The following is a 24,010-nucleotide window of genomic DNA, read 5'->3' as shown; positions in this document are numbered from 1 at the left end:
CCATAGTATGGATGGCCATGCGGCCCGCCGAACGGCAGGCTGTGCATGATGGAGGTTTACTAACACAACGAAGAAAGAAGGACATGAAATGAGAAAACGTATCACGACACTGCTTCTGGCAGTGCTGCTTCTGTTTCAGACGGGAGCAGAAACATTCTATGCTGCAGAGTATGCGCCCAGGGCGTCTGCGGCCGGCACAGAAGCATTAACGGGGGATAATAATGATACAGGGGATGCTGGTTCAAATGAGCCGGGGACAGGAGACGGCGAAAATAAGCCGGGAACAGGAGACTCGGAAAATGAGCCGGGGACAGGAGATGGCGAAAATAAGCCGGATACAGGAGATGGAACCGGCGGCGGAGAACCGGGTGCTCCGGAAGAGTCAGAGGAATATACGGTAACGTTTGATTTTGACGGAGGAAAGCTTTTGGATACCGAAGAGACCCAAAAGCAGATTCAGGTAAAAAAAGGTGAGCTGATTGCAGCAGAAAATATTCCTGCGCCAGTGAAAGAAGGATATCTTTTGCAGTACTGGACAGACGAAGCCGGAACAGAATTTAAATTCGAAGAACAGCCGGTAGAGGGAAATCTTACCCTGAAAGCATATTGGGCGCCGGTGGAAGAATACACAGTGGTCTTTGATTTTAACGGAGGAAACCTGCCGGATACCGGGGAGCCTACCAGGCAGATTGCTGTAAAGGGAGGAGAACTGATTGCTGCAGAGCAGATTCCTGCGCCTGTAAGAAAAGGATATAAGCTGCAGTACTGGATGGATGAGACAGGCGCAGAGTATAAGTTTGCAGAACGGCCGGTAGAGGGAAATCTGACCCTGAAAGCATACTGGGAGCCCATTTCCTATACCATTCAGTTTGACGCCGGCGGCGGAACCGGCACGATGGTTCCGATTACGGTTGTTTACGATCAGCCCAAGAAGCTGCCGGAGAACGGTTTTGAGAAACGGGGATATGCTTTTACAGGATGGACGGTTACGATTGCCGGTGTGAAGCATACGTTTCAGGACGAAGCAGAATTAAACAGCAACCTGACAGAAACAGACGGTGAAACGCTTACATTTACCGCTGTTTGGGAAGTGGGCCTGTACACCGTCCGGTACAATGCCAACGGCGGAACCGGCACAATGGATGATATGCCCTGCACCTATAATAAAAACAGGACGCTTAAGAAAAATCAATTTGAACGCACCGGGTATACCTTTACAGGCTGGAATACCAAACCGGACGGTACCGGAACTGCTTATGCGGATAAAGGAAAAATCAAGTCTTTAGGAGGGTTAGGAGAGATCGTGATCCTCTATGCTATGTGGGAAGGGAATCCCTATACTGTAAAATATGACGGCAACAAGGCCGACAGCGGAAGCGTGGCCGGCAGCAGCCAGATTTACGGCGTGCCTTTTACTTTGAAAAAAAATGCCTTTAAGCGGAAGGGATTTACCTTTGCAGGATGGAATACCAAAGCGGACGGTACCGGAACTACGTATCGGGAGGGGTCCCAGGTCAGCAATTTAACGGCTGTTAAAAATGGTACGGTGACATTGTATGCCAAATGGACAGCCATTCAATACAAAATTACATATCATACCAACGGCGGAAAATTAGCGGCTTCAGCCAAAAAAGTTTATACGACGGATAAACCCTTTGTTCTGCCAAGGCCCACCAAAAAAGGCTACGATTTTGACGGATGGTACAAAACTTCTAATTTCAAGAAGCGTGTAGGCGAAATCAAAGAAGGCAATACCGGCAATCTGACTGTTTATGCCAAATGGGTGAAGTGCACCCAGAAGCCCAAGTCAGATTCGGCAAAACTGACCGCCTGCAAAGCCACAGGAACCGGTAAGGTAAGCGTAAAAGCCACCATTAAGAAACGAGTGGCAAGTTCAGACGATTACTATTATCTGATGTATATTAATCCGCTGAATAAAAAAATGTATAAAGAGGCGGCCAAGGTTTATAAGAAGAAAAATATTACCTTCAGCCTGAAAACAGCGGAAAACCGGGGGTATGCCACCTCCATGTTCGGCATTGCCGTTAAAAAGGGCAGCTCCTACCAGTTGATCAGCACCACATCTTTTGTAAAAAATGCCCAGAAGGCGGCTTCCAACAAGTCCAAATACAAGCCGGGAACCACCAAAAAGGGCATGCAGTTCGACAAGAGTATGGAAGAAATTATTGACTGCGGGGCAAGACAGAACTTTTTGAATGTTACTGTGTCTATGGTATGTGATAATGGGACAGTTCCCTACAACTATAATGGCAAAACTTATTATTTTAATCCCATGACTTACTATCAGCAGGTGGTGACAGAGTGTAATAAGAGAAATATTAATGTGACCATGCAGGTGATGCTGGACTGGACAACCGGTCATACGGATTTGATTCCGGTGAAAGCCAGGGTGAAGGGGGCGGCTCCCTATTACAGCTGGAATGTGACCACCAACAGCTCCAGAGAAAAGATGGAGGCCATTTTCTGTTACCTGGGCGGTTTGTTTGGAAAGAAGAACTGCTATGTATCCAACTGGATTCTGGGAAATGAAGTAAACAATCCGGCAGGATGGCATTACAAAGGCGGAATGACAACCACAGCATATTTTAAATCCTATGCCTATGCCTTCCGGGCCTTGTATTATGCGGTAAAAACCCAGTATTCCAACGCCCATATTTTCATCTGCACCGACAATTTCTGGAATACCACCCAAAGCGGCGGCTACAGTGCGAAATATGTGATCTCAGCCTTTTTAAAACAGCTGAATAAAATCGAGAAGGGCCTGGACTGGAACCTGGCTTATCATGCCTACTCATTCCCGCTGACTTATACCAATTTCTGGGAAGGGTTCGGCATTACAGATGATGTGAACACTCCTTACATCACCATGAAGAATATTAAAATATTGACGGATTATATCAAGAAAAACTACGGTTCTTCCGTGCGGATTATCCTTTCGGAGCAGGGTTACACCTCTTCCAGTCCCTGGGGAGAAGCCAACCAGGCGGCGGCGCTTGTTTACAGTTATTATATTGCGGCCTGCAATCCCATGATAGACGCTTTTATTATCCGGAGCTTTTCCGATAACGCCAATGAGACGGCTCAGGGACTTCGAATGGGAATTGCAGGAAAAGAGGCGTTTAATGCTTTCAAATACATGGACACTTCTCAGGCCAGCAAATATACCAAGAAATACAGGGGAATGCTGGGGGTTAAATCCTGGAAAAAGATTGTATCCGGCTATAAAACATCCAGAATCAAGGGCATGTACCGGAAAACCTGATGCCCGGGCTTGTATCCTGGCAGGAAAGATGGTAGAATAGAAAAAGCATTGAAAGGGATGAAAAAGTGAAAATATTGGAATAATATCCAGAAAATGAAAGTGTACGTTGGAGGAGGCCATGAAAGGAATTATTTTAGCCGGAGGTTCCGGAACCAGATTATACCCATTGACGAAAGCGATTTCCAAGCAGATTATGCCGGTGTATGACAAGCCGATGATTTATTATCCCCTGTCTACCCTGATGCTTGCGGGAATCCGTGAGATATTGATTATCTCCACTCCCAGAGATCTTCCGGTATTTGAAAATCTGTTGGGAGACGGCAGCCAGCTTGGCATGCGGTTTGCCTATGCCGTTCAGGAAGAACCCAGAGGACTTGCAGACGCATTTATTATCGGCGCAGAATTTATCGGCGAAGATGCGGTGGCGCTGGTGCTGGGCGATAATATTTTTTACGGTCAGAGCTTTTCCAGAGTATTGAAGGAAGCGGCAGACCGGACAGAAGGACGGCCGGGAGCCACAATTTTCGGGTATTATGTGAAGAATCCCAGAGAGTACGGCGTTGTGGAGTTTGATGAGGAAGGGACGGCCATTTCCATTGAGGAGAAGCCGGAGCATCCCAAGTCCAACTATGCGGTGCCGGGGCTGTATTTCTATGATAATGACGTGGTGGAGATTGCCAGGAACGTGAAGCCCTCTGCCCGGGGAGAAATTGAGATTACCAGCGTGAATAATGAATATCTGAAGCGGGGAACTCTCAAGGTGGAAACCTTAGGCCGCGGTTTTGCATGGCTGGATACCGGAAATCATGATATGCTGCTTGCGGCGGCGGATTTTGTATCTGCCTTTCAGAAGCGTCAGGGATTGTATATTTCCTGCATTGAAGAGATTGCCTACAAACGGGGCTTTATTGATGTGGAGCAGCTGAAGAAGCTGGCGGAGCCTTTGTTAAAGACAGAGTATGGACAGTATTTGATGGATGTGGCGGCTGGATTATAGCATGGAGGATAATATGGGAAAGATTCAGGTAACAGACAATTGCAACGGAATTCAGGGATTAAAAGTGATAGAGCCTGCGGTGTTCGGAGACGAGCGGGGTTATTTTATGGAGACATATAATTACAATGATTTTGCCCGGGCGGGGATAGACTGTACATTTGTGCAGGATAATCAGTCGGCTTCTAAGAAAGGGGTTTTAAGAGGGCTCCATTTCCAGATTAATTATCCCCAGGATAAACTGGTCCGGGTGGTAAACGGAGAAGTATTTGACGTTGCGGTGGATTTGCGGGAAGGCTCTGAGACCTTTGGCAAATGGTTTGGAGTGATACTTTCTGCCGAGAATAAGAAGCAGTTTTTTATTCCCAAAGGATTTGCCCATGGATTTGTGGTATTGTCTGAATATGCAGAATTTTGTTATAAAGTGACAGATTTTTACCATCCCAACGATGAGGGGGGCCTGCTGTGGAAAGATCCTGAAATCGGCGTTCAGTGGCCCATGCCGGAGGGAATGACAGAGGATGATTTGATTCTTTCAGACAAAGATAAGGTCTGGGGAGGAATCGGAGAATATGTAAGCAGCCGGAGAGAAAAATAAGAGCTGCGTTGCGGGATCGCCGCAGGCAGTCCCGTGAACAGACAGAGCCGGAAAGAAAGGTAGGATTTGCAGCATGAAGAAAAGGATTTTAGCATTTTTCCTGGCGGGAATGATGGCATTTTCCATGGCTCCCACAGAAACGTTTGCAGCAGCCAACACAGAAGAGAACGGGAGGGCAGAGGGCCGTGTTTCTGATGCAGAGGACACTCTTTCAGACACAGAGCCTTTGAATGAGCTCTGGAATCAGCAGGAGGAACCGGAAAACGGCGGAAATGCCGCACAGACAGAGGAGGAGCAGGAATCAGAGGAACCTCTCTCTCTGGATGAACCGTCCATGGAAGAGGATATTCTGAAGAACTGGACGCCTCCCATGGGCGGCGTGGAGCAGCCTAAGGTGGTTGAGATATCGGAAGAGACAGCGGAATCTCTGGAGATTATAGAACCTCAGGAAGCAGCAGACGGGACACTGGAATACCGTTCTTCTGTACTTGGCTCCAAACAGTACGATTCTTCCTGGGATGTGTATTCCAGCAATTATATCTATAACCGTCTGAATGAAAATGAGCGGAAACTCTGGGATGCATTGGATCTGGTTGCCAGGGGATATTTGCATGGAACCGAGAATGCGGTTAGAGTGGCGGTACAGGGAGAATATTATTATGCAGCGCAAAAGGGTGTATCTTTTACTTTCATGGGCGTGACCTATGACAGAGCGGCAGATCTGTTTACCATGTTTTCCTATTCCAATCCTCAATATTATTTTATAGGAAACGGTTTTCTGTCCAATGGCAGTTCAATGTTCCCCATGATTTACGACGGCTTTGCCAACGGGGCCACAAGAGCGGCGGAGACTGCCAAGGTGAAGGCTCAGATTGACGCCATGGAAGCCCAGATTGCAGCGGGAACCACAGAGGTGGAGAAAGCCAGAATTGCCCATGACTTAATCTGTAAGAAAATAAAGTATGATCATGATTATATGAAGCCTGTATCAAAGACCCCTTACCATCAGACGGCTTACAGTGTATTTTGTGATGATTATACAGTATGCGCAGGGTACACGAAGGCCTTTACCATTTTGATGAATGGAGCCGGAGTGGATACCTTAAGCGTAACCAGTAAAGAACATGCCTGGAATATGATTTGTATCAACGATTCCTGGTATAATATAGATCTTACCTGGGATGATCTGGACGGGCAGTACGATATGGAAGTGATGTATGGTTATTTTAACCGCAGCACAGCAATGATTACCGGGAAACTGGATCAGAACAATTATCATCAGAAAGAAAGCTGTTATACAGGACTGCTGCCAACTGCCACCCAGGATTCCGGAGCCACCCCAACTTCCATCGGAACCATAGGAACTCCCACAAAAACAGCGGCGGAGCCCCAAATTAAGAAAGTTCAGGCAAGCGGGAAGCTTCTGGTAAACTTAAGCACAGATACCTCCGGGGCAGATATTTATTATACCACTGACGGCAGCGAACCTTCTTCCTCGGCTACCAGAAGCTATTATTACACCGGTGATTATTTCGAAGTGGAGCATAATGACACGGTAAAAGCAATTGCAGTCAAAGATACTATGTGGGACAGTAAAGTTACCTCAGCAAAACTTACTAAATCCACTTACACGGTAAAATTCAATACCAAAGGCGGCAATAAAATATCTTCCAGGAAGGTTCTTTACGGCAATAAAGTGAAAAAACCGGCCAATCCCAAGCGCAGTAATTATTCTTTTGCGGGCTGGTATACCAGTTCCGGAGAAAAGTGGAATTTTAGTTCAAAGGTAACGAAGGATATGACGCTGACTGCCAAGTGGAAAAAAGTTACTACAGGGAAGGCGTCCATTAAGAAGGTGACCAATGTTTCAGGAAAGAAAATGAAAGTTACCCTGAAGAAAGTCAGCGGGGCCAAGGGATATGAGTTCCGCTATGCCTCCAATTCGAAGATGAAATCGGCAAAACGCGTCACCGGGAAATCCACCAGCAGGACCATCGGAAGTCTGAAGAAAGGCAAGACCTATTATGTTCAGGCCCGGGCCTATAAGACAGATTCCAAAGGCAAGAAGATTTACGGTTCCTGGAGCGGAAAGAAAAGCGTAAAGATAAAGAAATAGAAAAGAAAAAGGGCTGTGGAGAAAGAAATAATTTTCCCACAGCCCTTTTAAGGGAATGCCGCCGACTATTCTTTAATGCAGTTCCAGGTTAAAGTCACATAGGCTTTTGTTTTGGTGTTGCGCATGGTAAATGTAACATAGTCCAGATCCCCGTCAAACGTAACTTTTTTTGCAAAAGAAGATTTGCTGCAGGAACTAATCTCGTAAGAACCGGAACCGTACTGCAGTTTCATGGAAGTGATTTTCCATCCCTTTGCCGCTTTTGCAGAAACCAACTGGTTTTTCAGCGTGGAAGAGTGAAAATAATTGCATTCGGTAGCGGACTGAAACCGGGAAGTGAAATTTTTCTTTCCCACTTTAAAACTTCTCAGAGGATTACTGTAATTTTTCACCGTAATGGTGGATTTCAGCTTTTGGCTCCCGATCTGAAAGGTAATGTCGGCAGTACCGGCTTTTTTGAAAAAATAAACCCGGATATCTCCATCCTTATTAATATAGGGCCTTGCAATGGAAGAATCACTGCTTGTCAGCGCCTGAATGGAGGATGGCCGCGGTTTTTTGCTGGAGCCTTTCCGGCAGACCCTCAGCGTTACAAAGGTAGCCGGCAGGTCGTCCGGCGCGGCGTAAAATACCATATTCTTATAAGAACTGGGCAGATAATACACAGCAGCCGCTTCCGCTGCACTGCCAGCCTGGGGAACAAAGAGAATTCCCGTCAGCAGAACAGCAAAGGTGAGTACCAGAGAAGAAATTTTTTTCAACGACTTTTTCAATACTAAGACCTCCCATGATTTAGTTTGAGTGAAAATGTTCATAAAAGCTAATAATAAAGTTACCATAACTTAAGAAAAAAAACAATGGAAGATTTCCCATGGAATTGTTAAGAAATTTATAATTTTTTCTAAATATTCCGAAATTTGCGTATTATGGTAAAAAATGTTATAATGGCACAAGCTATTAAATAAAAAGGAAGCCAATATACCTATGAATCAGAAATCAGAAAACCTTATTTCAGAAATCATCCAAAACCGCCGCCTGATAAAGACCCTGGCCAAAAATGATTTCAAAACGAAATTTTCCGGTTCCTACCTTGGAACCGTCTGGGCCTTTGTGCAGCCGGTCATTACCGTATTAATCTACTGGTTTGTCTTTGATATGGCAATCGGCGCCCGGGCCCAAATCAGGGGAGAACTGCCGCTGCCCTATGTACTGTGGCTGGTGGCGGGAATCGTGCCCTGGTTTTTCTTTTCCGACTGCCTCAGCGCAGGGACCTCCGTGTTGAACGAATACAATTATCTGGTAAAAAAAGTCGTATTTCACATTGATATTCTTCCGGTGGTGAAAATATTTTCTTCTATATTTGTACACGTGTTTTTTGTGGCCGTTGCAGTGCTGCTGTTTTTGCTTTACGGATATTTTCCGGATTTGTATGTGCTGCAGGCCCTGTATTACAGTGCAGGCGTGCTGCTGTTAGCCTTGGGCATGAGTTATTTCACCAGTGCGGTGTCCGTGTTTTTTCCGGATGTCCGGCAGATTGTAAATATCGGGCTGCAGATCGGAGTCTGGGCCACGCCGATTATGTGGGATATCAACGATATGAAAGAAAAGATACCGGAAGCGGTTCTTATTATCATGAAGTGCAACCCCCTGTATTACATTGTTCTGGGATACCGGGAGGCATTTATTGACAAGGTGTGGTTCTGGGAGCATCCGGGAATGACGCTGTACTTCTGGGGATTTACCCTGACAGTCTGCCTGTTGGGGGTAAAGGTGTTCAAACGGCTGAAAGTGCATTTTGCAGATGTGCTGTAATCCTTTGGCGGAATGCCTGATAGAAACGGCGGAATTTGCATGTTCCGCAATACTTAAGCAGCCGGAATAAAGGAGATATTATGTCTGAGACAGCGATTAAAGTGACAAATGTCAGTAAAATCTATAAATTGTACGATACCCCTGCCGCACGGCTGAAGGACGCTCTGGGCCTGTCCAGGAAACAGGCATATCGGGAGCATGCGGCTTTGCATGATATTACGCTGGAGATAAAAAAGGGAGAGACGGTGGGAATTATCGGTACCAACGGTTCCGGAAAGTCCACGCTGCTGAAAATTATTACGGGCGTGATCAGCCAGAGCCGGGGAGAAGTAGAGGTGGCCGGAAGAATTTCCGCCTTACTGGAGCTTGGCGCAGGATTTAACCAGGAGTATACAGGAATTGAAAATGTGTATCTCCAGGGAACGATGATGGGATTTACCAGAGAAGAAATCCAGGGGAAAATGGAGGCAATACTGGAATTTGCAGATATCGGTGACTTTGTACATCAGCCGGTGAAAACCTACTCCAGCGGCATGTTTGTCCGTCTGGCATTTGCAGTGGCAATCAACATTGAGCCGGAGATTTTGATTGTGGACGAGGCGCTGTCTGTGGGAGATGTGTTTTTCCAGTCAAAATGTTACCGGAAATTCGAAGAATTTAAGGAAATGGGAAAAACCATTCTTTTTGTCAGCCATGATCTGAGCAGCATTACCAAGTATTGCGACCGGGCAATTCTGCTGAATAAGGGTGTGAAAGTGATGGAAGGAACGCCCAAAGAAGCGGTGGATCGGTTTAAGATGGCCCTGGTGGCCCAGGAGGAAGAAAAACGGCGGGAGAATTCTTCCCTGTGGAAACCGGGAGCTTCCGGGGACAAATGGAGGAACGCATTGTCGGTGAATCCGGAAACGCTGGAATACGGGGATAAGAAAGCGGAAATTACAGATTTTGCAGTGGTCGATAAAACCGGCAAAATCACAAATGTCATTCAGAAAGGAGAGCCTTTTACCATAAAGATGAAGGTGGCCTTCCTGGAGGCTGTGGCAGAGCCGATTTTTGCCTTTACCCTGAAAAATCTTATGGGAATTGAGCTGACAGGAACAAATACCATGTTGGAGCAGCAGCCGGTGGAGCCAAAGCAGCCGGGGGAGGAGCAGAGCGTCAGCTTTACCCAGAAAATGACCCTGCAGGGCGGAGAATATCTGCTGTCCTTGGGATGCACCGGATATGAACAGGAAGATTTCAGGGTGCACCACCGGCTGTATGACGTGTGCAGCATTGCCGTGGTTTCGCAGAAAAATACCGTGGGCTATTTTGACATGGAATCAGCGGTGGAACTAGAATAAAAAGACAGGGCAAAGGGACAGAATATGATTGAGAAATTTAATGTAGTAAGAGTCAGATTTCATATAGAAGAAGAACAAATTCTGGTGCTTCAGGGATGGAAGCATGGCATGAAGCCGGAAGATACGCTGGAAGTAACGCTGGACGGAGTTCCCCTTTCCTTTACGATGGAAACTTACGACGGCATGGAAGTGCGGCAGCGTTACATGATTTATGATCTGGGAATTGAAGAAGAATATTATCTCTACGTAACCTTGCCGGAGGATTTCGGAACGCGCAGGGAGCTGACTTTGCGGGTGCGCACAGAGTCCCGGCCGGAGCAGGAGGGGCGTTTCGTATACCGGGAGAAGGTTTCCAATCTGCAGAAGCTTCAGGGCCAGGTGGATTTCTTCTTAGAGCAGGTAACCCTTAAGAAAGATCAATGTTATCTCAAGGGGTGGGCGGCTTCCGCTGTTCCGGTGGACATCCGGGTCAAAGGGGCCGGCGGAAAGGAAATCGAGAGCCGTGTGTCCTTTCATGAGCGCAGAGACGTCAGCCAGGTGTACCGGGAGATCCGGCAGATGCCGGAAAGCGGGTTTGAGGTGGCGCTGCCCCATAAAGGCTTGTCAGCCGTAACTTTGGAGATTACCAACGGAACCCGGGTCAGTCAGGTGAAAGTGCCCGTTGTGTCTACCTTTTTTTTCGAAAATATGCTGGGAAACAGTTACCTTGGAAAAGGAGCCAGGTTTCTGCAGCATCATGGATGGAAGCAGTTTTGCGCCCGTACCATGCAGGTGCTTGCCCAGAAATCCACCCCTCAGGGAGATTACGAGAAATACCGTCAGGCAGTGACGCCCTCCCGGGAAGAGCTGGACCGTCAGCGGCGGGAGCAGTTTGCCTATGCTCCGCTGATTTCAGTGGTGGCGCCCTTATATAAGACGCCGGAAAAATATCTGGAAAAACTGGTGGAATCGGTGCAGAAGCAGACTTATGCCAACTGGGAGCTGTGTCTGTCCGACGGCAGCGGCCAACCTTCTCCCATTGATAAATATCTGCGGAAATTAGAAAAGCAGGAGAGCCGGGTCAGGGTGGTGCGAAACGACACGCCTCTTAAGATTTCAGAGAATACCAATGCAGCCTTAAACGCGGCGGCGGGGGAATATATCGCCTTTGCCGATCATGATGATTTGCTGTCAGAGGACGCATTGTATGAATGCGTGAAGGTTCTGCAGGAAAAACCGGATACGGAATTGATTTATTCAGATGAGGACAAGGTTTCCATGAATGGAAAACATTATTTCCAACCTCATTTCAAGTCTGACTACAACCCGGATTTGCTCTGCAGCATGAATTATTTCTGCCATCTGGTGGTGGTGAAGAAAGATTTACTGGAGCGGGCAGGAAAACTGAACGGCGAATATAACGGCGCCCAGGATTATGATTTCGTGCTGCGCTGCTGCGAACAGACCAGAGAAATTTACCATATTCCCAAGGTGCTGTATCATTGGCGGGCCCACGAGAATTCCACCTCTGAGAATCCGGAGAGCAAGCGGTATGCCTTTGAGGCAGGCAAACGGGCGGTGCAGGCCCATCTGGACAGGCTTCAGATTCCGGCCAGGGTGGAAATGGGGGAATATCCCGGCCTTTACCGGGTGTATTATCAGTGGAAAGAACAGCCTTTGGTTTCAATTCTGATTCCCAATAAAGATCACACAGAGGATTTGGACAAATGCATCCGTTCCATTGAGGAACAGTCCTCTTACCGGAATTATGAGTATATTATTATAGAAAATAACAGCGAACTGCCGGAAACCTTTGAGTATTACAAAAAACTGGAAAAAGAAAACGAAAAAGTCCGTGTGGTGCACTGGGAAAAAGAATTTAATTTTGCGGCCATTAACAATTTCGGCGCAGAATTTGCCCAGGGAGAATATCTGCTTTTGCTGAACAACGATACGGAAATGATCGGAAAAGACTGTCTCTGGGAACTGCTTGGCCCCTGTATGCGGGAGGACGTGGGAATTACAGGAGCCAGACTGTATTACGAGGACGGCACCATACAGCATGCCGGCGTAGTGATTGGCTTCGGAGGAATTGCCGGGCATACCTTTATCGGGTTTGACGGGAAATCAAACGGGTATTTTTCCAGAATTATCTGCGCCCAGAATTACAGCGCAGTGACAGCGGCCTGCATGATGACAAAAAAATCCGTGTATCAGCAGGTGGGCGGATTGACCGAAGAGCTGGTGGTTGCATTTAATGATATTGATTACTGTATGAAAGTGAAGAAATTTGGAAAGCTGATAGTATACAATCCTTATGCAGAATTATATCATTATGAATCAAAATCCCGGGGACTGGAGGATTCCCCCCAGAAACAGGAACGCTATTATAAGGAAATGAAATATTTTGTAACGAAATGGCAGGCATTTATGGATCAGGGCGATCCTTATTATAATCCCAACCTGACATTGTCCAAGGCGGATTTTTCACTGCGGCAGGTGTGACGCGTTGGGGAGACAGGGCAGGACGGCGCAGCTTTATATCACAGCAGAAGAGATTGCAGTAGGGAAAGAGGTTACAATGAAAAAAATCGGAAATGTTACCTTAGATACATCTTGTTATCCGGGAGAAGATTTGTACAGCGACGGAAAGGTAGAAGAGAGAATTCTGGAGCTGGCAAAAACATATCCCCAGGAATCGTACAATCAAATCATTGCCAAAGAGCAGGACTGGGCAGTGATGTACCATCTGGCCCGGGAAAGAGAGCATATATTAAGCTGGTATCCCTTTGAGAGCGGGGCAAAGGTTCTGGAAGTGGGTTCCGGATGCGGAGCTGTCACAGCGGCGGCTGCGGCTCAGGCAGCATCAGTCACCTGCATTGACCTTTCTCTGCGGCGCAGCACCATCAACGGACTGAGAAATCAGGAGCGGGAGAATATCAAAATCTGTGTGGGAAATTTCCAGGATATTGAGAAAGAACTGGAATGTGACTACGATTACGCCACATTGATCGGCGTGTTTGAATACGGTAGGGGATATATCGGCGGGGAAAAACCTTACCACGGGTTCCTGAATACAATTATGGAGCATATCAGGCCAGGCGGAAAACTGCTGATTGCCATAGAAAATAAATTTGGATTAAAGTATTGGGCAGGCTGCCGGGAAGATCACGTGGGAACTTTCTTTGAGGGCCTGGAAGGCTATCAGAATACCGAAGGCGTCCGGACTTTTACCCGGCCGGAGCTGGTACAGCTGTTTGAGGAATGCGGGTACAGAAATTACCGGTTTTATTATCCTTATCCGGATTACAAGTTTCCCACAGTGATTTATTCGGAGGATTATCTTCCAAGACAGGGAGAACTGACTCAGAATATCTGTAATTTCGACAGAGACCGGCTGGTACTGATGGATGAAGAGAAGGTTTTTGATCAGATTATAAAAGACGGCCTGTTTCCGCTGTATTCCAATTCTTTCTTTGTGGAAATTACCAAAGCGCCGGAAAACCCTGAAATGAACGAAGGAGCAAAACGGGAGAAGAGCCGGGTCTTATATACCAAATATTCCAACGGCCGTTCCCCGGAATTTGCCATCCGCACCTGTATTGTGAGAGAGCAGGGAGAGATTTCCCTCTATAAAATGCCGGAATATCCTGCCGGCGTTCCCCACATTCAGTCCATTGCAGGAGCCAGAGACAAACTGGAGCAGCTCTTTTTGGCAAAAGGTCTGTTTCAGGTCAACCAGTGCAGATTAGAGGAAGATAAGATTTTCTTTGAATTTCTTTCAGGCGTTACCCTGGAAGAAAAACTGGATCTGCTGTTAGAGGAGGGCAAAAAAGACGAAATGAGGGAACTGCTCCGGGAAGAAGTGAAGCATATTCTGGAAGCCGCCCCTTTTGTGGAATTTGTCATGACGCCGGAATTTCAGAAAGTTTTTGGGAACGTATCCTTTCCCCGGGAGGAAGCTGCGGTGGAAACAGCGGATATTGACCTGATTTTTTCCAACATCCTGCTGACAGAGGATGGGAAACGTCATGTCCTGGATTATGAATGGACCTTTGAGTTTCCGGTTCCGGCAGGATTTCTGGCTTACCGGGCGATTCACTACTATTTTGAAACCTCCGCAAAGCGAAAAATATTAAAAGAAGATTTAAATTTATATGAAGAATTTGGAATTACCGGGGATAGGCGGCTTAAGTATGAAGAAATGGAACGGAATTTCCAACGGTATATCCGGGGAGATTATGTTCCGGCCGGGGAACTGTACCGCAGCATGGGCAAGAAGGCTCTTCCCCTGGGAGAACTTTTGGCGGAGAAAGACAGGAGAAGAATGCAGGTGTATGTGGACGATGGAGAAGGATTCTGCGAGGAGCGCTCCTGGTTTGTGGATCACGGCTGTGATTCTGTCATTCAATGCACCGTTACGATTCCAGAAGGGAGCAGAGGGGTATGGATCGATCCGGCATTGGCTCCCTGTATTTTGAAAGATTTGACACTGTGCTGGCGCGGAAGGGACGGGGAACAGAAACTTCCCGCAGTCTATACCACTACAGGATATGAAATGGAAAAAAACTGCTTTGTATTTGACAATTCTGACCCAAAGATTATAATAGAAGAAATCCCTGAGGGAAAACGTCAGATTGACATTTCCTACCGCATCAGTATCTTAGAGGAGGAAACGGCGCGGCTTTTGATGGACAGGGTAAATACCAAAGGACGGATGAAAAAGAAGGTCCGGGGCCTGCTCAAAGGGTAGGAATCACTGTACCGGGGCCGGATAAAGGGATAAAATATGAGAAAACGAGAACAGTATAAGCATTTATTGAATCTGACTGCAAATTATATGATGCTGGCGATGGAAACGGCGATGTTTGCCTATACCTGGTATGTGATCTATTATCCGATGCTGGCAAAGGCCAACCGTCCCTGGCACAGAGGAAACTGGGCGGTCATCGGCATTTATGCGCTGATTATGTATTTTTTCACCAGAACCTTCGGCGGCTACCGGATTGGGTATCTGCGGATTACCGATATCTGTCTGTCCCAGATTTTATCAATTTTCTGCGCCAACGGGGTGGGATATCTTCAGGTATGTCTGGTGGCAAACGACTATATGCCGGTGCATCCTTTGGCTATGCTGACCTTTGCCCAGTATCTGGTGATCCTGCCCGGAGTGTATCTGGTGCGGTTTATCTATACCAGACTGTATCCCCCCAGGAAAATGATTGTCATATACGGGGAGCATTCCCCGGATGATTTGATTGAGAAAATCAATTCCCGTAAGGACAAGTATAATGTCTGCGCCACAGCCAGCGTTTATCTGGGCTATGAAGAACTGTACACCAGGATTTTGGAATATGAGGCGGTGGTCCTCTGCGATCTGCCCACCAGTATGCGCAATCCCATTTTAAAATTCTGTTTTGACCAGAATAAACGGACTTATATTACGCCGAAAATTTCAGATATTATACTGACAGGAACCGAATCCATCCATCTGTTTGATTCTCCCCTGATGCTGTCCAGAAACCACGGCCTTACCATTGAACAGCGGTTTATCAAACGCGCCATGGACATTGTGCTGTCGCTTATCGCCATTGTTATTTCGTCGCCGGTGCTTTTGTTTATCGGACTGTGTATTAAACTCTACGACAAAGGGCCGGTATTTTATACCCAGGAGCGGCTGACCAGAGGCGGGGAGGTGTTTCAGATTATCAAATTCCGCAGTATGCGGATGGACTCTGAGCGGGACGGCGCCCAGCTTGCCAGAAAAGATGACGACAGGATTACGCCGGTGGGAAGAATTATCCGGCAGACCCATTTTGATGAGCTGCCCCAGATATTTAACATACTGAAAGGGGAAATGTCCTTTGTGGGGCCCCGGCCGGAACGGGAAAGCATTGCCAGGGAGTATGAGACGGTGATCCCGGAATTCAGCTTCCGGCTGAAAGTCAAGGCGGGCCTTACCGGGTATGCGCAGATTTATGGAAAATACAACACCACACCCTATGATAAGTTAAAATTAGATTTAACTTATATTGAAAACTATTCTTTCTGGATGGATTTGAAGCTGATGCTGATGACGTTTAAAATTATTTTCCAGAAGGAAAACACAGAAGGCATTGATAAGCAGCAGAGAACAGCGGTAAAATAAGGAGAATCAGAATGGATGACAAAATATCTGTATCTGTCATTATGCCGGCCTATAATGCCGGAGCATATATCGCGCAGGCCATTGAATCGGTGCTATGCCAAAAGGTATCCCTGGAGCTTCTGGTGATTGACGACTGTTCCGCTGACAGCACGGCCGAAATTGTCACCCGGTATACCCAGCAGGATGAAAGGGTGCTCTTAATCCGGAATACCAGAAATCAGGGGGTGGCAGAGAGCCGGAACATAGGAATCCGCCGCGCCAGGGGAACCTATCTGGCCTTTCTGGATGCAGACGACTGGTGGCAGCCAGGCAAATTAGAGCTTCAGTGCAGGAAGATTCAGGAAACGGGCCTGGCGCTGTGCTGCACCGGACGGGAGCTGATGAACGCAGACGGCTCGCCCAAAGGGAAAATTATAAGCGCGCCCCAGGTGATCACTTATAAGATGCTGCTTCGAACCAACAGCATTGCATGTTCTTCAGTTGTAATGCGGACCGAAGCCGCCAGGGAATTCTATATGAGCCATGACGAGCTGCACGAGGATTATATTTTATGGCTGAACGTATTGAAAAAATATGGCAATGCCTGCGGAATTGCCGAGCCCATGCTGAAATCCAGAATGAGCGAAGGGGGCAAATCCAGAAATAAACTGAAATCGGCCCGGATGCATTTCGGCGTGTACCGTCTGATGGGGATTGGGCGGATTGCGTCCTGTTACTATTTTCTGATGTATATGTTTCACGGCATCCGCAAATATATGTGAAGCTTTAGATGCAGTGAGCAAAAAGATGCAGATGCGCTCCGCAAAAAAGACGCGGACAGAACTGCAGATGGAAAGGTGAGGAGTAGTAGATTTATGAGAGAGAGAATGAAGAATTTTTTCCGCTACCGTTTTCTGCTGGGAGAACTGGTGAAAAAGGGAATTAAGCTGAAATACAGAAGATCTTATCTGGGAATTTTATGGTCCCTGTTAGAGCCTCTTCTGACAACTGCAGTGCTGACCATTGTGTTCGGAACGCTTTTCGGCAATGATGATGCTACGTTTCCGGTTTATATTTTAAGCGGGCGGCTGTTGTATACCTTCTTTTCCCAGGGAACCACCGGGGCGCTGAAATCCATACGGGCCAATGCTTCTATGATTAAGAAGGTCTATGTGCCCAAATATCTCTATCCGCTGTCCAGCGTATTATTTAACTATATTATATTTCTGATATCGCTGGCGGTTTTGATCGTTCTGGCCATGGTCTTTCGGGTATTTCCAACGTTGTATATTTTATGGACGATTCCCTGTCTGGCGCTGTTGCTGCTGCTTTCTTACGGAGTTGGGATGATTCTGGCCACCATCGGCGTATTTTTCCGGGACATGGAATATCTTTGGAACGTATTGCTTATGCTTGTGATGTATACCTGCGCAATTTTCTACTATCCGGAGAAATTGTTAAAAAGCGGCTACGGCTGGATTTTAAAATGGAATCCCCTGTACTGCATTATCGCCAATTTCCGGCATGCCGTGTTCGGAGAGCCGGTGCACCTAAAGATGTTTCTGTATGCGGCCGCTTTCAGTATAGGCTCCCTGGTTCTGGGGCTGATTGTCTTTTACAGGAAACAGGATGAATTTATATTGCAGATATAGCGGGAAAAGGAGAGGAAAATGGCAAAAGAAATAATCCGGGCAGACCATGTGGGCATGAAATTCAATCTCAGCAAGGAAAAAGTGGACAGTCTCAAAGAATATGTGATAAAGTCCTTAAAACGTCAGTTGGAATACAACGAATTCTGGGCCCTTAAGGATATCAGCTTCACGTTGGAGAAGGGAGACCGGCTGGGGATTCTGGGCCTGAACGGGGCCGGGAAAAGCACCCTTTTGAAAGTCATCGCAGGGGTATTTAAGCCCACCGAAGGAAAAGTATACAAAAAAGGGAAAATCGCCCCGCTTCTGGAGCTGGGAGCAGGATTTGACATGCAGTATACCGGCGCGGAAAATATTTATCTCTACGGGGCGGTGCTTGGTTACAGCAAGAAATTTATCGACGAGAAATTTGATGAAATCGTGGCTTTTTCAGAACTGAATAAATTCATTGACGTTCCCCTGAAAAATTATTCCTCCGGTATGAAATCCAGACTTGGATTTTCCATTGCCACGGTGGTGGCGCCGGAGATTCTGATTCTGGATGAAGTGCTGTCTGTGGGGGACGCCAAGTTTCGGAAGAAAAGCGAAGGCAAGATTATGAGCATGTTTGACAAAGGCGTGACGGTGCTTTTTGTATCCCACTCTTTAGAACAGGTGTGCCGGCTCTGCAACAAGGCGGTGATTCTGGATCACGGAAAAATAAAAGCCTTCGGCGCCATTGAGGAAGTGGCGGACGTTTACCGGAAGATGCTGGAATAGGAAACACAGGCCGATGGAACAAGCTGCTTTGCAGCATCATCAGGCCGCCGGAAGGGGCCGTAAATTCCGGCAAAGTTGCAATGGGGCATAAATTGTGATATATTGGTAAAAATTATAAACTGACAATTACGGAGGAAGAAAAATTGAAGCTGATCATACAGATACCATGCTACAATGAGGCAGAAACACTGGAAATCGCCTTAAATGATCTGCCCAAACAGATAGACGGAATCGATAAGATTGAATATTTGATTATCAATGACGGCAGTAAAGACAACACCGTGGAGGTGGCAAAAAACTGGGGCGTAAATTATGTAGTGGATCTGAAGCGGAACAAAGGACTGGCCAAGGGATTTATGGCGGGGCTGGACGCCTGTCTCAGAAACGGGGCGGACATTATCGTCAACACAGACGCCGATAACCAGTACTGCGCAGATGATATTGAGAAAATTGTCCGTCCCATCCTGGAGGGAAAAACAGATATCGTCATCGGCGCAAGGCCGGTGGATGATACGGAGCACTGGTCTCCCTTAAAGAAAAAACTGCAGCATTTCGGAAGCTGGGTGGTGCGCAAAGCCTCCCGCAGCGATATTCCGGACGCGCCCAGCGGATTTCGGGCATACAGCAGAGAAGCGGCCATGCGCTTGAATGTAGTCAACGAATATACGTATACGTTAGAGACCATTGTCCAGGCCGGAAGAAGCAAGATTGCCATGGAATCCGTGCCCATCCGCACCAATGCGGAGCTCAGGCCGTCCCGGCTGTTCAGCAGTATGTTCGGCTATGTGAAGAAATCCATGCTCACAATTTTGCGGGCATTTATGATGTACCGTCCCCTGATGGTGTTTTCCGTGATCGGCAGTATTATTTTTGCCATCGGGCTTGCCATCGGCGTACGGTTTTTAGTGTACTATTTCGGCGGAAGCGGCGCAGGCCATATGCAGTCTTTGATTCTGGCCAGTACGCTGATGCTGCTGGGATTCCAGACCTTTATTGTAGGGCTTTTAGCAGATATTATCTCGGCAAACCGGAAGATATTGGAAGATGTCCAGTACCATGTCCGGAAACTGGATTTTGACAGGGAAACGGAGAAAAAGAATGAAGAGAACAGTCAGGAGGGCTGAAATATGGTATACGGCGTAATTTTAGCAGGCGGCGTGGGCAGCCGCATGGGGAATGCAGAAAAGCCCAAACAGTATCTCCAGATCGGCGAAAAACCGATTATTATCCACACGGTGGAGAAAATGTATGTGCATCCGGAGATTGAAAAAGTTCTGGTATTATGTCCGGAGCAGTGGGTATCCTATACAAAAACCCTGTTGAAAAAATACAGGCTTCCCACAGAGGAGATTGCAGTGTTAAAAGGCGGCTCCACCAGAAACGGAACCATAATGAACGCCATTTCCTATATTGAGGAACAGGGCGATTTAACGGATGAGACGATTATTGTTACCCATGATTCGGTCAGGCCCTTTATCACCCACCGGATCATCTCAGAAAATGTGTTATATGCCCGGAAATACGGGGCTTGCGATACCGTGATTGCCGCTACGGACACGATTGTGGAAAGCCTTGACGGAGCAGTGATCAGCGATATTCCGGATCGCTCCAAGATGTACCAGGGGCAGACCCCCCAGAGCTTCTGCGCAGTCAAACTGAAACATTTATACGAGAGCCTCAGTGAAGAGGAAAAGAAAATTTTGACGGACGCAGCCAAAATTTTTGCCATTAAAGGGGAAAAAGTTTATCTGGTTCAGGGGGAAGTTTCCAATATTAAAATCACCTATCCGTATGATCTGCGGGTAGCGGAGGCATTGATCAAAGAGGACAGAAAATAATGTTAAATGCAGTGTATCGCTTAGTGGCGCCAAGAAGATTTGAAGTGGAATTTACGGAAATAGAATTGAGAAATGTGATTGTGCGGCCCACCCACCTGTCTATCTGCCGGGCCGATCAGAGATATTATCAGGGCACCCGTCCGGCGGAGGTTCTGGCACAGAAACTGCCTATGGCGCTGATTCATGAGGGAATCGGCCAAGTGGTCTATGATGAGACCGGAGAATATCAGCCGGGTCAGCGGGTGGTGATGATTCCCAATACCCCCACAGAACCGGATTCTGTTATTGCGGAAAATTATCTGCGCAGCAGCCGGTTTCGGGCCAGCGGGTTTGACGGATTTATGCAGGATTATGTGGAACTGGGGCGGGACAGGCTGGTGTGCCTTCCGTCAGATATTGATCTGCGGGTGGCGGCTTTTACGGAGCTGATTACCGTCAGCGTCCATGCCATCAGCAGATTTGACCGGATTGCCCATGAACGACGCAGGAAAATAGGTATCTGGGGAGACGGCAACCTGGGTTATATTACAGCGCTGCTATTCCATACCATGTTTCCGGAGGTAAAGCTGTTTATTTTCGGAGTGGATGAAAATAAACTGGCGGATTTTGCCTTTGCAGAAGAAACCATTCTGGTGAAAGATATTCCAAAAGATCTGGAAGTAGACCATGCCTTTGAATGCGTAGGCGGAAACGGCGCCCAGATGGCCATTGACCAGATGATCGATCATATTGCGCCTGAGGGAACCATGTCCCTTTTGGGCGTGTCCGAAAATCATGTGCCCATCAATACCAGAATGGTGCTGGAGAAGGGTCTGCGTCTCTTTGGAAGCAGCAGAAGCGGACGGGAAGATTTCCAACAGACGGTGTCGCTGTTTGAAAAAAACAGGGAGCTTGTGGGCAATCTGCAGAATCTGATAGGAAGCGTGATCGAAGTGGGCTCCATTTCCGATATGAAAGAAGCCTTTGAAACAGATATCCGCAGGGCTTTTGGAAAAACTGTGATGGTCTGGAAGAACTAGTGCAGATTTGTGTTTTTAGAATAACCTTTGGTTCCAGGCATTCAGGCAGATTATGGAGCAGACGGCAGGGAGAATATGATTAAAAATGTAATTCGGGGAATTGTAAAATTTCTGGTGTATAAGATTCTTTTTCCGGGCGTATATGCCTTTGGCAGACTTCGGAAAATAAAACCGGGAAAGACGGTATTTGTGGAACTGCACGGCAGGACTTTAAGTGATAATTTCCGGCTTTTAAAAGAAGCGGCGGAGCAAAAATCAGGGTTTCAGATCCTGGAATACTATCTGGATTTTCAGAAGGATTCTCTGGCTTATTACCGCAGATGCCTGGGGCTTCTGTGGGAAGTGTCGGATGCCCGGTATATGTTCCTCAATGATTCCTGCAATGTGCTGGGTTCCTTCCGCATGAGAAAGGGCAGCCGGATGATTCAGACCTGGCATGCCTGCGGAGCTTTTAAGAAATGGGGATTCAGCGCGGCGGATCAGGAATACGGCGAAAGCCGCAGAGAACTTATGAAATATCCTTACCACCGGAATTATACCCTGGTGACAGTCAGCAGCCCGGAGGTGATTTGGGCTTATCAGGAGGCGTTCCAGGCGCCGGAGGCGGTCGTGCAGCCTTTAGGGGTCAGCCGGACGGATGTTTATTTCCGAAATTCCTTCCGCCAGGCGGCTGCCCGGAGCTATTCCATACAGGTTCCCCAGGGAAAAGGGAAGAAATGTATCCTGTATGTGCCCACATTCCGGGGAACCGGCGGGAAAGCAGACAGTCCCGGGATTCTGGATTATGGATTTCTGAAGGAAAAACTGGGACAGGACTATATAATCATTGAGAAACGCCATCCGTTTGTGAAAGAACCTCTGGAAGTGGAGGAATCTCTGAAGGATTTTGCCGTCGGGGACTGTAATATGGAAATCGCAGAATTGCTCTGTGTCGCAGATATCTGCGTAACAGATTACTCTTCTGTGGTGTTCGAATATTCCCTGATGGAGCGGCCTATGATATTTCTGGCCTATGATTTGGAAGAATATTTCGACAACCGGGGATTTTACTACGATTATCAGGAATTTGCGCCGGGGCCTGTGGTTAGAAACAGCACAGAGCTTGCGGCGGCAGTCAGAAGCATAGAAGGACGCCAGGAAGAAGCCAGAGAGAAAGCCGCGGCATTCCGGCAGAAATTCATGTATTCCTGCGACGGACATGCCACGGAGAGAATCTGGCAGGAGATTGTAAAGCAGGACGGAGAATAAGCCGAATCAGCTGCGAAAGGATGAAATTCAGAAAACGGAGATTAAGGCAGGTTAGAAAGCATGGGGAATCAGCTGAAAATAAGACAGGTGTTAAAGGAATGCCTGAGAAAATTTATATTGCCTGCGGCATACCGGCTCTGCTGTCTTAAGTATGGGAAACCGGATCGGCAGCTGATTGTATTTGCCGACGCCCACCACCAGACCTTTCCTGAAGATATGCGTCTTTTGAAAGAGGAACTGCAGCGGCGGGGCTACAAAACCCGGGAACTGGTGCATGACTTTTCGGAGGTCAGCTTCGGAAGCAGCGTAAAGGCCATGCTGTCTTTTCTGAACTATTATGCCCAGGCAGGCATGGTGGTGCTCTGCGATTACTACCTGCCTGTGATTTCTGTAAAAAAACGGAAAGAAACAAAAGTAATTCAGCTCTGGCACGCCTGCGGCGCATACAAGAAATTCGGCTATGACGCCAGAGACGATTTGCTGTCCGTAAAAGATCAGAATATGTTTTGTAATTTCGATTTAGTTTCTGTCAGCTCCGAGCAATGCAGAAGCGTGTATGCGAAGGCGTTTCACCTTCCATTGGAAAAGGTTCAGGCTTTGGGGGTCAGCCGGACAGACCGGTATTTTTCAGAACCATTTATGGAGGGCTGCAGAACCCGTTTTTTCAAAGAATATCCTGAAGCGGCCGGAAAGAAAATTATTCTGTGGGCTCCCACCTTTCGTAAGAATGCGGGAGAGGGAACGCTGATAAACGCAGAAGCCATTGACAGCCTTTGCGAAAAACTCTCCGGAGAATGGTTTGTGATCCGGAAAGTGCATCCCCATCTGGAGAAAAAGATGGAAGCGTCTAACTGCAAAATTCCTACAGAACAGCTTTATGCGGCGGCAGATTTACTGATTACCGATTATTCTTCGGTGATTTTTGACTTTGCGCTGACGAAAAAGCCGATTTTGATTTATGCGCCGGATCGGATCGAATATGAACAAGAACGGGGGTTTTACCTGAAGCTGGAGGAGCTTCCGGCTCAGGTGGTCACTACCGGGGAAGAACTGATAAAGGTAATTGAAGAGGGAGAATACCAGACGGCATCTGAGAGATATGAAAAATTTATAGAAAATCAGCTGCAGATGTGTGATGGACATGCCACCAGGCGGATTGCGGATTACATCACAGATATGCAGAATGAAATAACAGGAGAAGGAACAGCTGCACACCAGAATCGCAGAAACGGCGGCTGAGACGCA

Annotated in this window: 18 protein-coding genes; 17 read left to right on the top strand and 1 reads right to left on the bottom strand. The window is 47.3% G+C overall.

Annotation, left to right across the window (positions count from 1 at the left end; translation table 11 throughout):
- The first annotated feature begins 88 nt into the window (after positions 1-88).
- The 4 genes from ACTO17_RS06280 (at position 89) to ACTO17_RS06265 (ending at position 6,991) form a co-directional block, all read left to right on the top strand.
- A complete protein-coding gene (locus ACTO17_RS06280; RefSeq protein ID WP_482557299.1) occupies positions 89-3,283 on the top strand; it encodes a DUF5722 domain-containing protein in 3,195 nt (1,064 codons plus the stop codon).
- Between the two features lie 118 nt (positions 3,284-3,401).
- Positions 3,402-4,280, top strand: a complete 879-nt coding sequence (gene rfbA, locus ACTO17_RS06275; RefSeq protein WP_172538116.1) for a glucose-1-phosphate thymidylyltransferase RfbA — start codon at positions 3,402-3,404, stop codon at positions 4,278-4,280.
- A gap of 13 nt (positions 4,281-4,293) precedes the next feature.
- Positions 4,294-4,875, top strand: a complete 582-nt coding sequence (gene rfbC, locus ACTO17_RS06270; RefSeq protein WP_482557298.1) for a dTDP-4-dehydrorhamnose 3,5-epimerase — start codon at positions 4,294-4,296, stop codon at positions 4,873-4,875.
- 73 nt (positions 4,876-4,948) lie between these two features.
- Positions 4,949-6,991, top strand: coding sequence for an InlB B-repeat-containing protein (locus ACTO17_RS06265; RefSeq protein ID WP_482557297.1), 2,043 nt, complete (start codon positions 4,949-4,951; stop codon positions 6,989-6,991).
- Between the two features lie 65 nt (positions 6,992-7,056).
- Here the strand turns inward: ACTO17_RS06265 and ACTO17_RS06260 are convergent, their stop codons facing one another.
- Positions 7,057-7,764 carry a hypothetical protein gene (locus ACTO17_RS06260; protein WP_172538119.1) on the bottom strand — a complete coding sequence of 236 codons (708 nt, stop codon included), beginning with the start codon at positions 7,762-7,764 and terminating at the stop codon, positions 7,057-7,059.
- A 211-nt stretch (positions 7,765-7,975) separates the two neighbouring features.
- Here ACTO17_RS06260 and ACTO17_RS06255 point away from each other — a divergent pair, with 211 nt between their 5' ends.
- From ACTO17_RS06255 to ACTO17_RS06195, 13 genes are all read left to right on the top strand, one after another.
- A complete protein-coding gene (locus ACTO17_RS06255) occupies positions 7,976-8,803 on the top strand; it encodes an ABC transporter permease (protein ID WP_482557296.1) in 828 nt (275 codons plus the stop codon).
- A gap of 80 nt (positions 8,804-8,883) precedes the next feature.
- A complete protein-coding gene (locus ACTO17_RS06250; RefSeq protein ID WP_482557295.1) occupies positions 8,884-10,146 on the top strand; it encodes an ABC transporter ATP-binding protein in 1,263 nt (420 codons plus the stop codon).
- A 24-nt stretch (positions 10,147-10,170) separates the two neighbouring features.
- On the top strand, positions 10,171-12,630 hold the full coding sequence (locus tag ACTO17_RS06245) for a glycosyltransferase family 2 protein (protein WP_482557294.1): 2,460 nt from the start codon (positions 10,171-10,173) through the stop codon (positions 12,628-12,630).
- A 4-nt stretch (positions 12,631-12,634) separates the two neighbouring features.
- Complete coding sequence (locus tag ACTO17_RS06240) at positions 12,635-14,878, top strand: class I SAM-dependent methyltransferase (RefSeq protein WP_482557293.1); 2,244 nt, start codon at positions 12,635-12,637, stop codon at positions 14,876-14,878.
- A gap of 36 nt (positions 14,879-14,914) precedes the next feature.
- The gene (locus ACTO17_RS06235; protein ID WP_172539459.1) at positions 14,915-16,273 is read left to right on the top strand and encodes a sugar transferase; all 1,359 of its coding nucleotides are present in this window, start codon (positions 14,915-14,917) and stop codon (positions 16,271-16,273) included.
- 11 nt (positions 16,274-16,284) lie between these two features.
- Positions 16,285-17,034 (top strand): glycosyltransferase family 2 protein, encoded by a 750-nt coding sequence (locus ACTO17_RS06230; protein ID WP_482557292.1) that lies wholly within the window; start codon positions 16,285-16,287, stop codon positions 17,032-17,034.
- A 93-nt stretch (positions 17,035-17,127) separates the two neighbouring features.
- Positions 17,128-17,904, top strand: a complete 777-nt coding sequence (locus tag ACTO17_RS06225; RefSeq protein ID WP_172539461.1) for an ABC transporter permease — start codon at positions 17,128-17,130, stop codon at positions 17,902-17,904.
- 18 nt (positions 17,905-17,922) lie between these two features.
- A complete protein-coding gene (locus ACTO17_RS06220; RefSeq protein WP_482557291.1) occupies positions 17,923-18,660 on the top strand; it encodes an ABC transporter ATP-binding protein in 738 nt (245 codons plus the stop codon).
- 143 nt (positions 18,661-18,803) lie between these two features.
- Positions 18,804-19,784 (top strand): glycosyltransferase family 2 protein, encoded by a 981-nt coding sequence (locus tag ACTO17_RS06215; RefSeq protein WP_482557290.1) that lies wholly within the window; start codon positions 18,804-18,806, stop codon positions 19,782-19,784.
- 3 nt (positions 19,785-19,787) lie between these two features.
- Positions 19,788-20,498 (top strand): IspD/TarI family cytidylyltransferase, encoded by a 711-nt coding sequence (locus ACTO17_RS06210; protein ID WP_172536965.1) that lies wholly within the window; start codon positions 19,788-19,790, stop codon positions 20,496-20,498.
- Positions 20,498-21,517: a ribitol-5-phosphate dehydrogenase gene (locus ACTO17_RS06205; RefSeq protein WP_172536966.1), complete on the top strand. Its 1,020-nt coding sequence runs from the start codon at positions 20,498-20,500 to the stop codon at positions 21,515-21,517. The genes ACTO17_RS06210 and ACTO17_RS06205 overlap by 1 nt, the downstream gene beginning before the upstream one ends.
- A 75-nt stretch (positions 21,518-21,592) precedes the next feature.
- On the top strand, positions 21,593-22,765 hold the full coding sequence (locus tag ACTO17_RS06200) for a CDP-glycerol glycerophosphotransferase family protein (RefSeq protein WP_482557289.1): 1,173 nt from the start codon (positions 21,593-21,595) through the stop codon (positions 22,763-22,765).
- 60 nt (positions 22,766-22,825) lie between these two features.
- Positions 22,826-24,004, top strand: a complete 1,179-nt coding sequence (locus tag ACTO17_RS06195) for a CDP-glycerol glycerophosphotransferase family protein (RefSeq protein WP_482557288.1) — start codon at positions 22,826-22,828, stop codon at positions 24,002-24,004.
- Positions 24,005-24,010 lie beyond the last annotated feature (6 nt).

The sequence above is a fragment of the Petralouisia sp. genome (assembly GCF_056822245.1).
The sequence above is the reverse complement of the archived record's forward strand: the minus strand, read 5'-3'. Positions and strand labels throughout refer to the sequence as shown.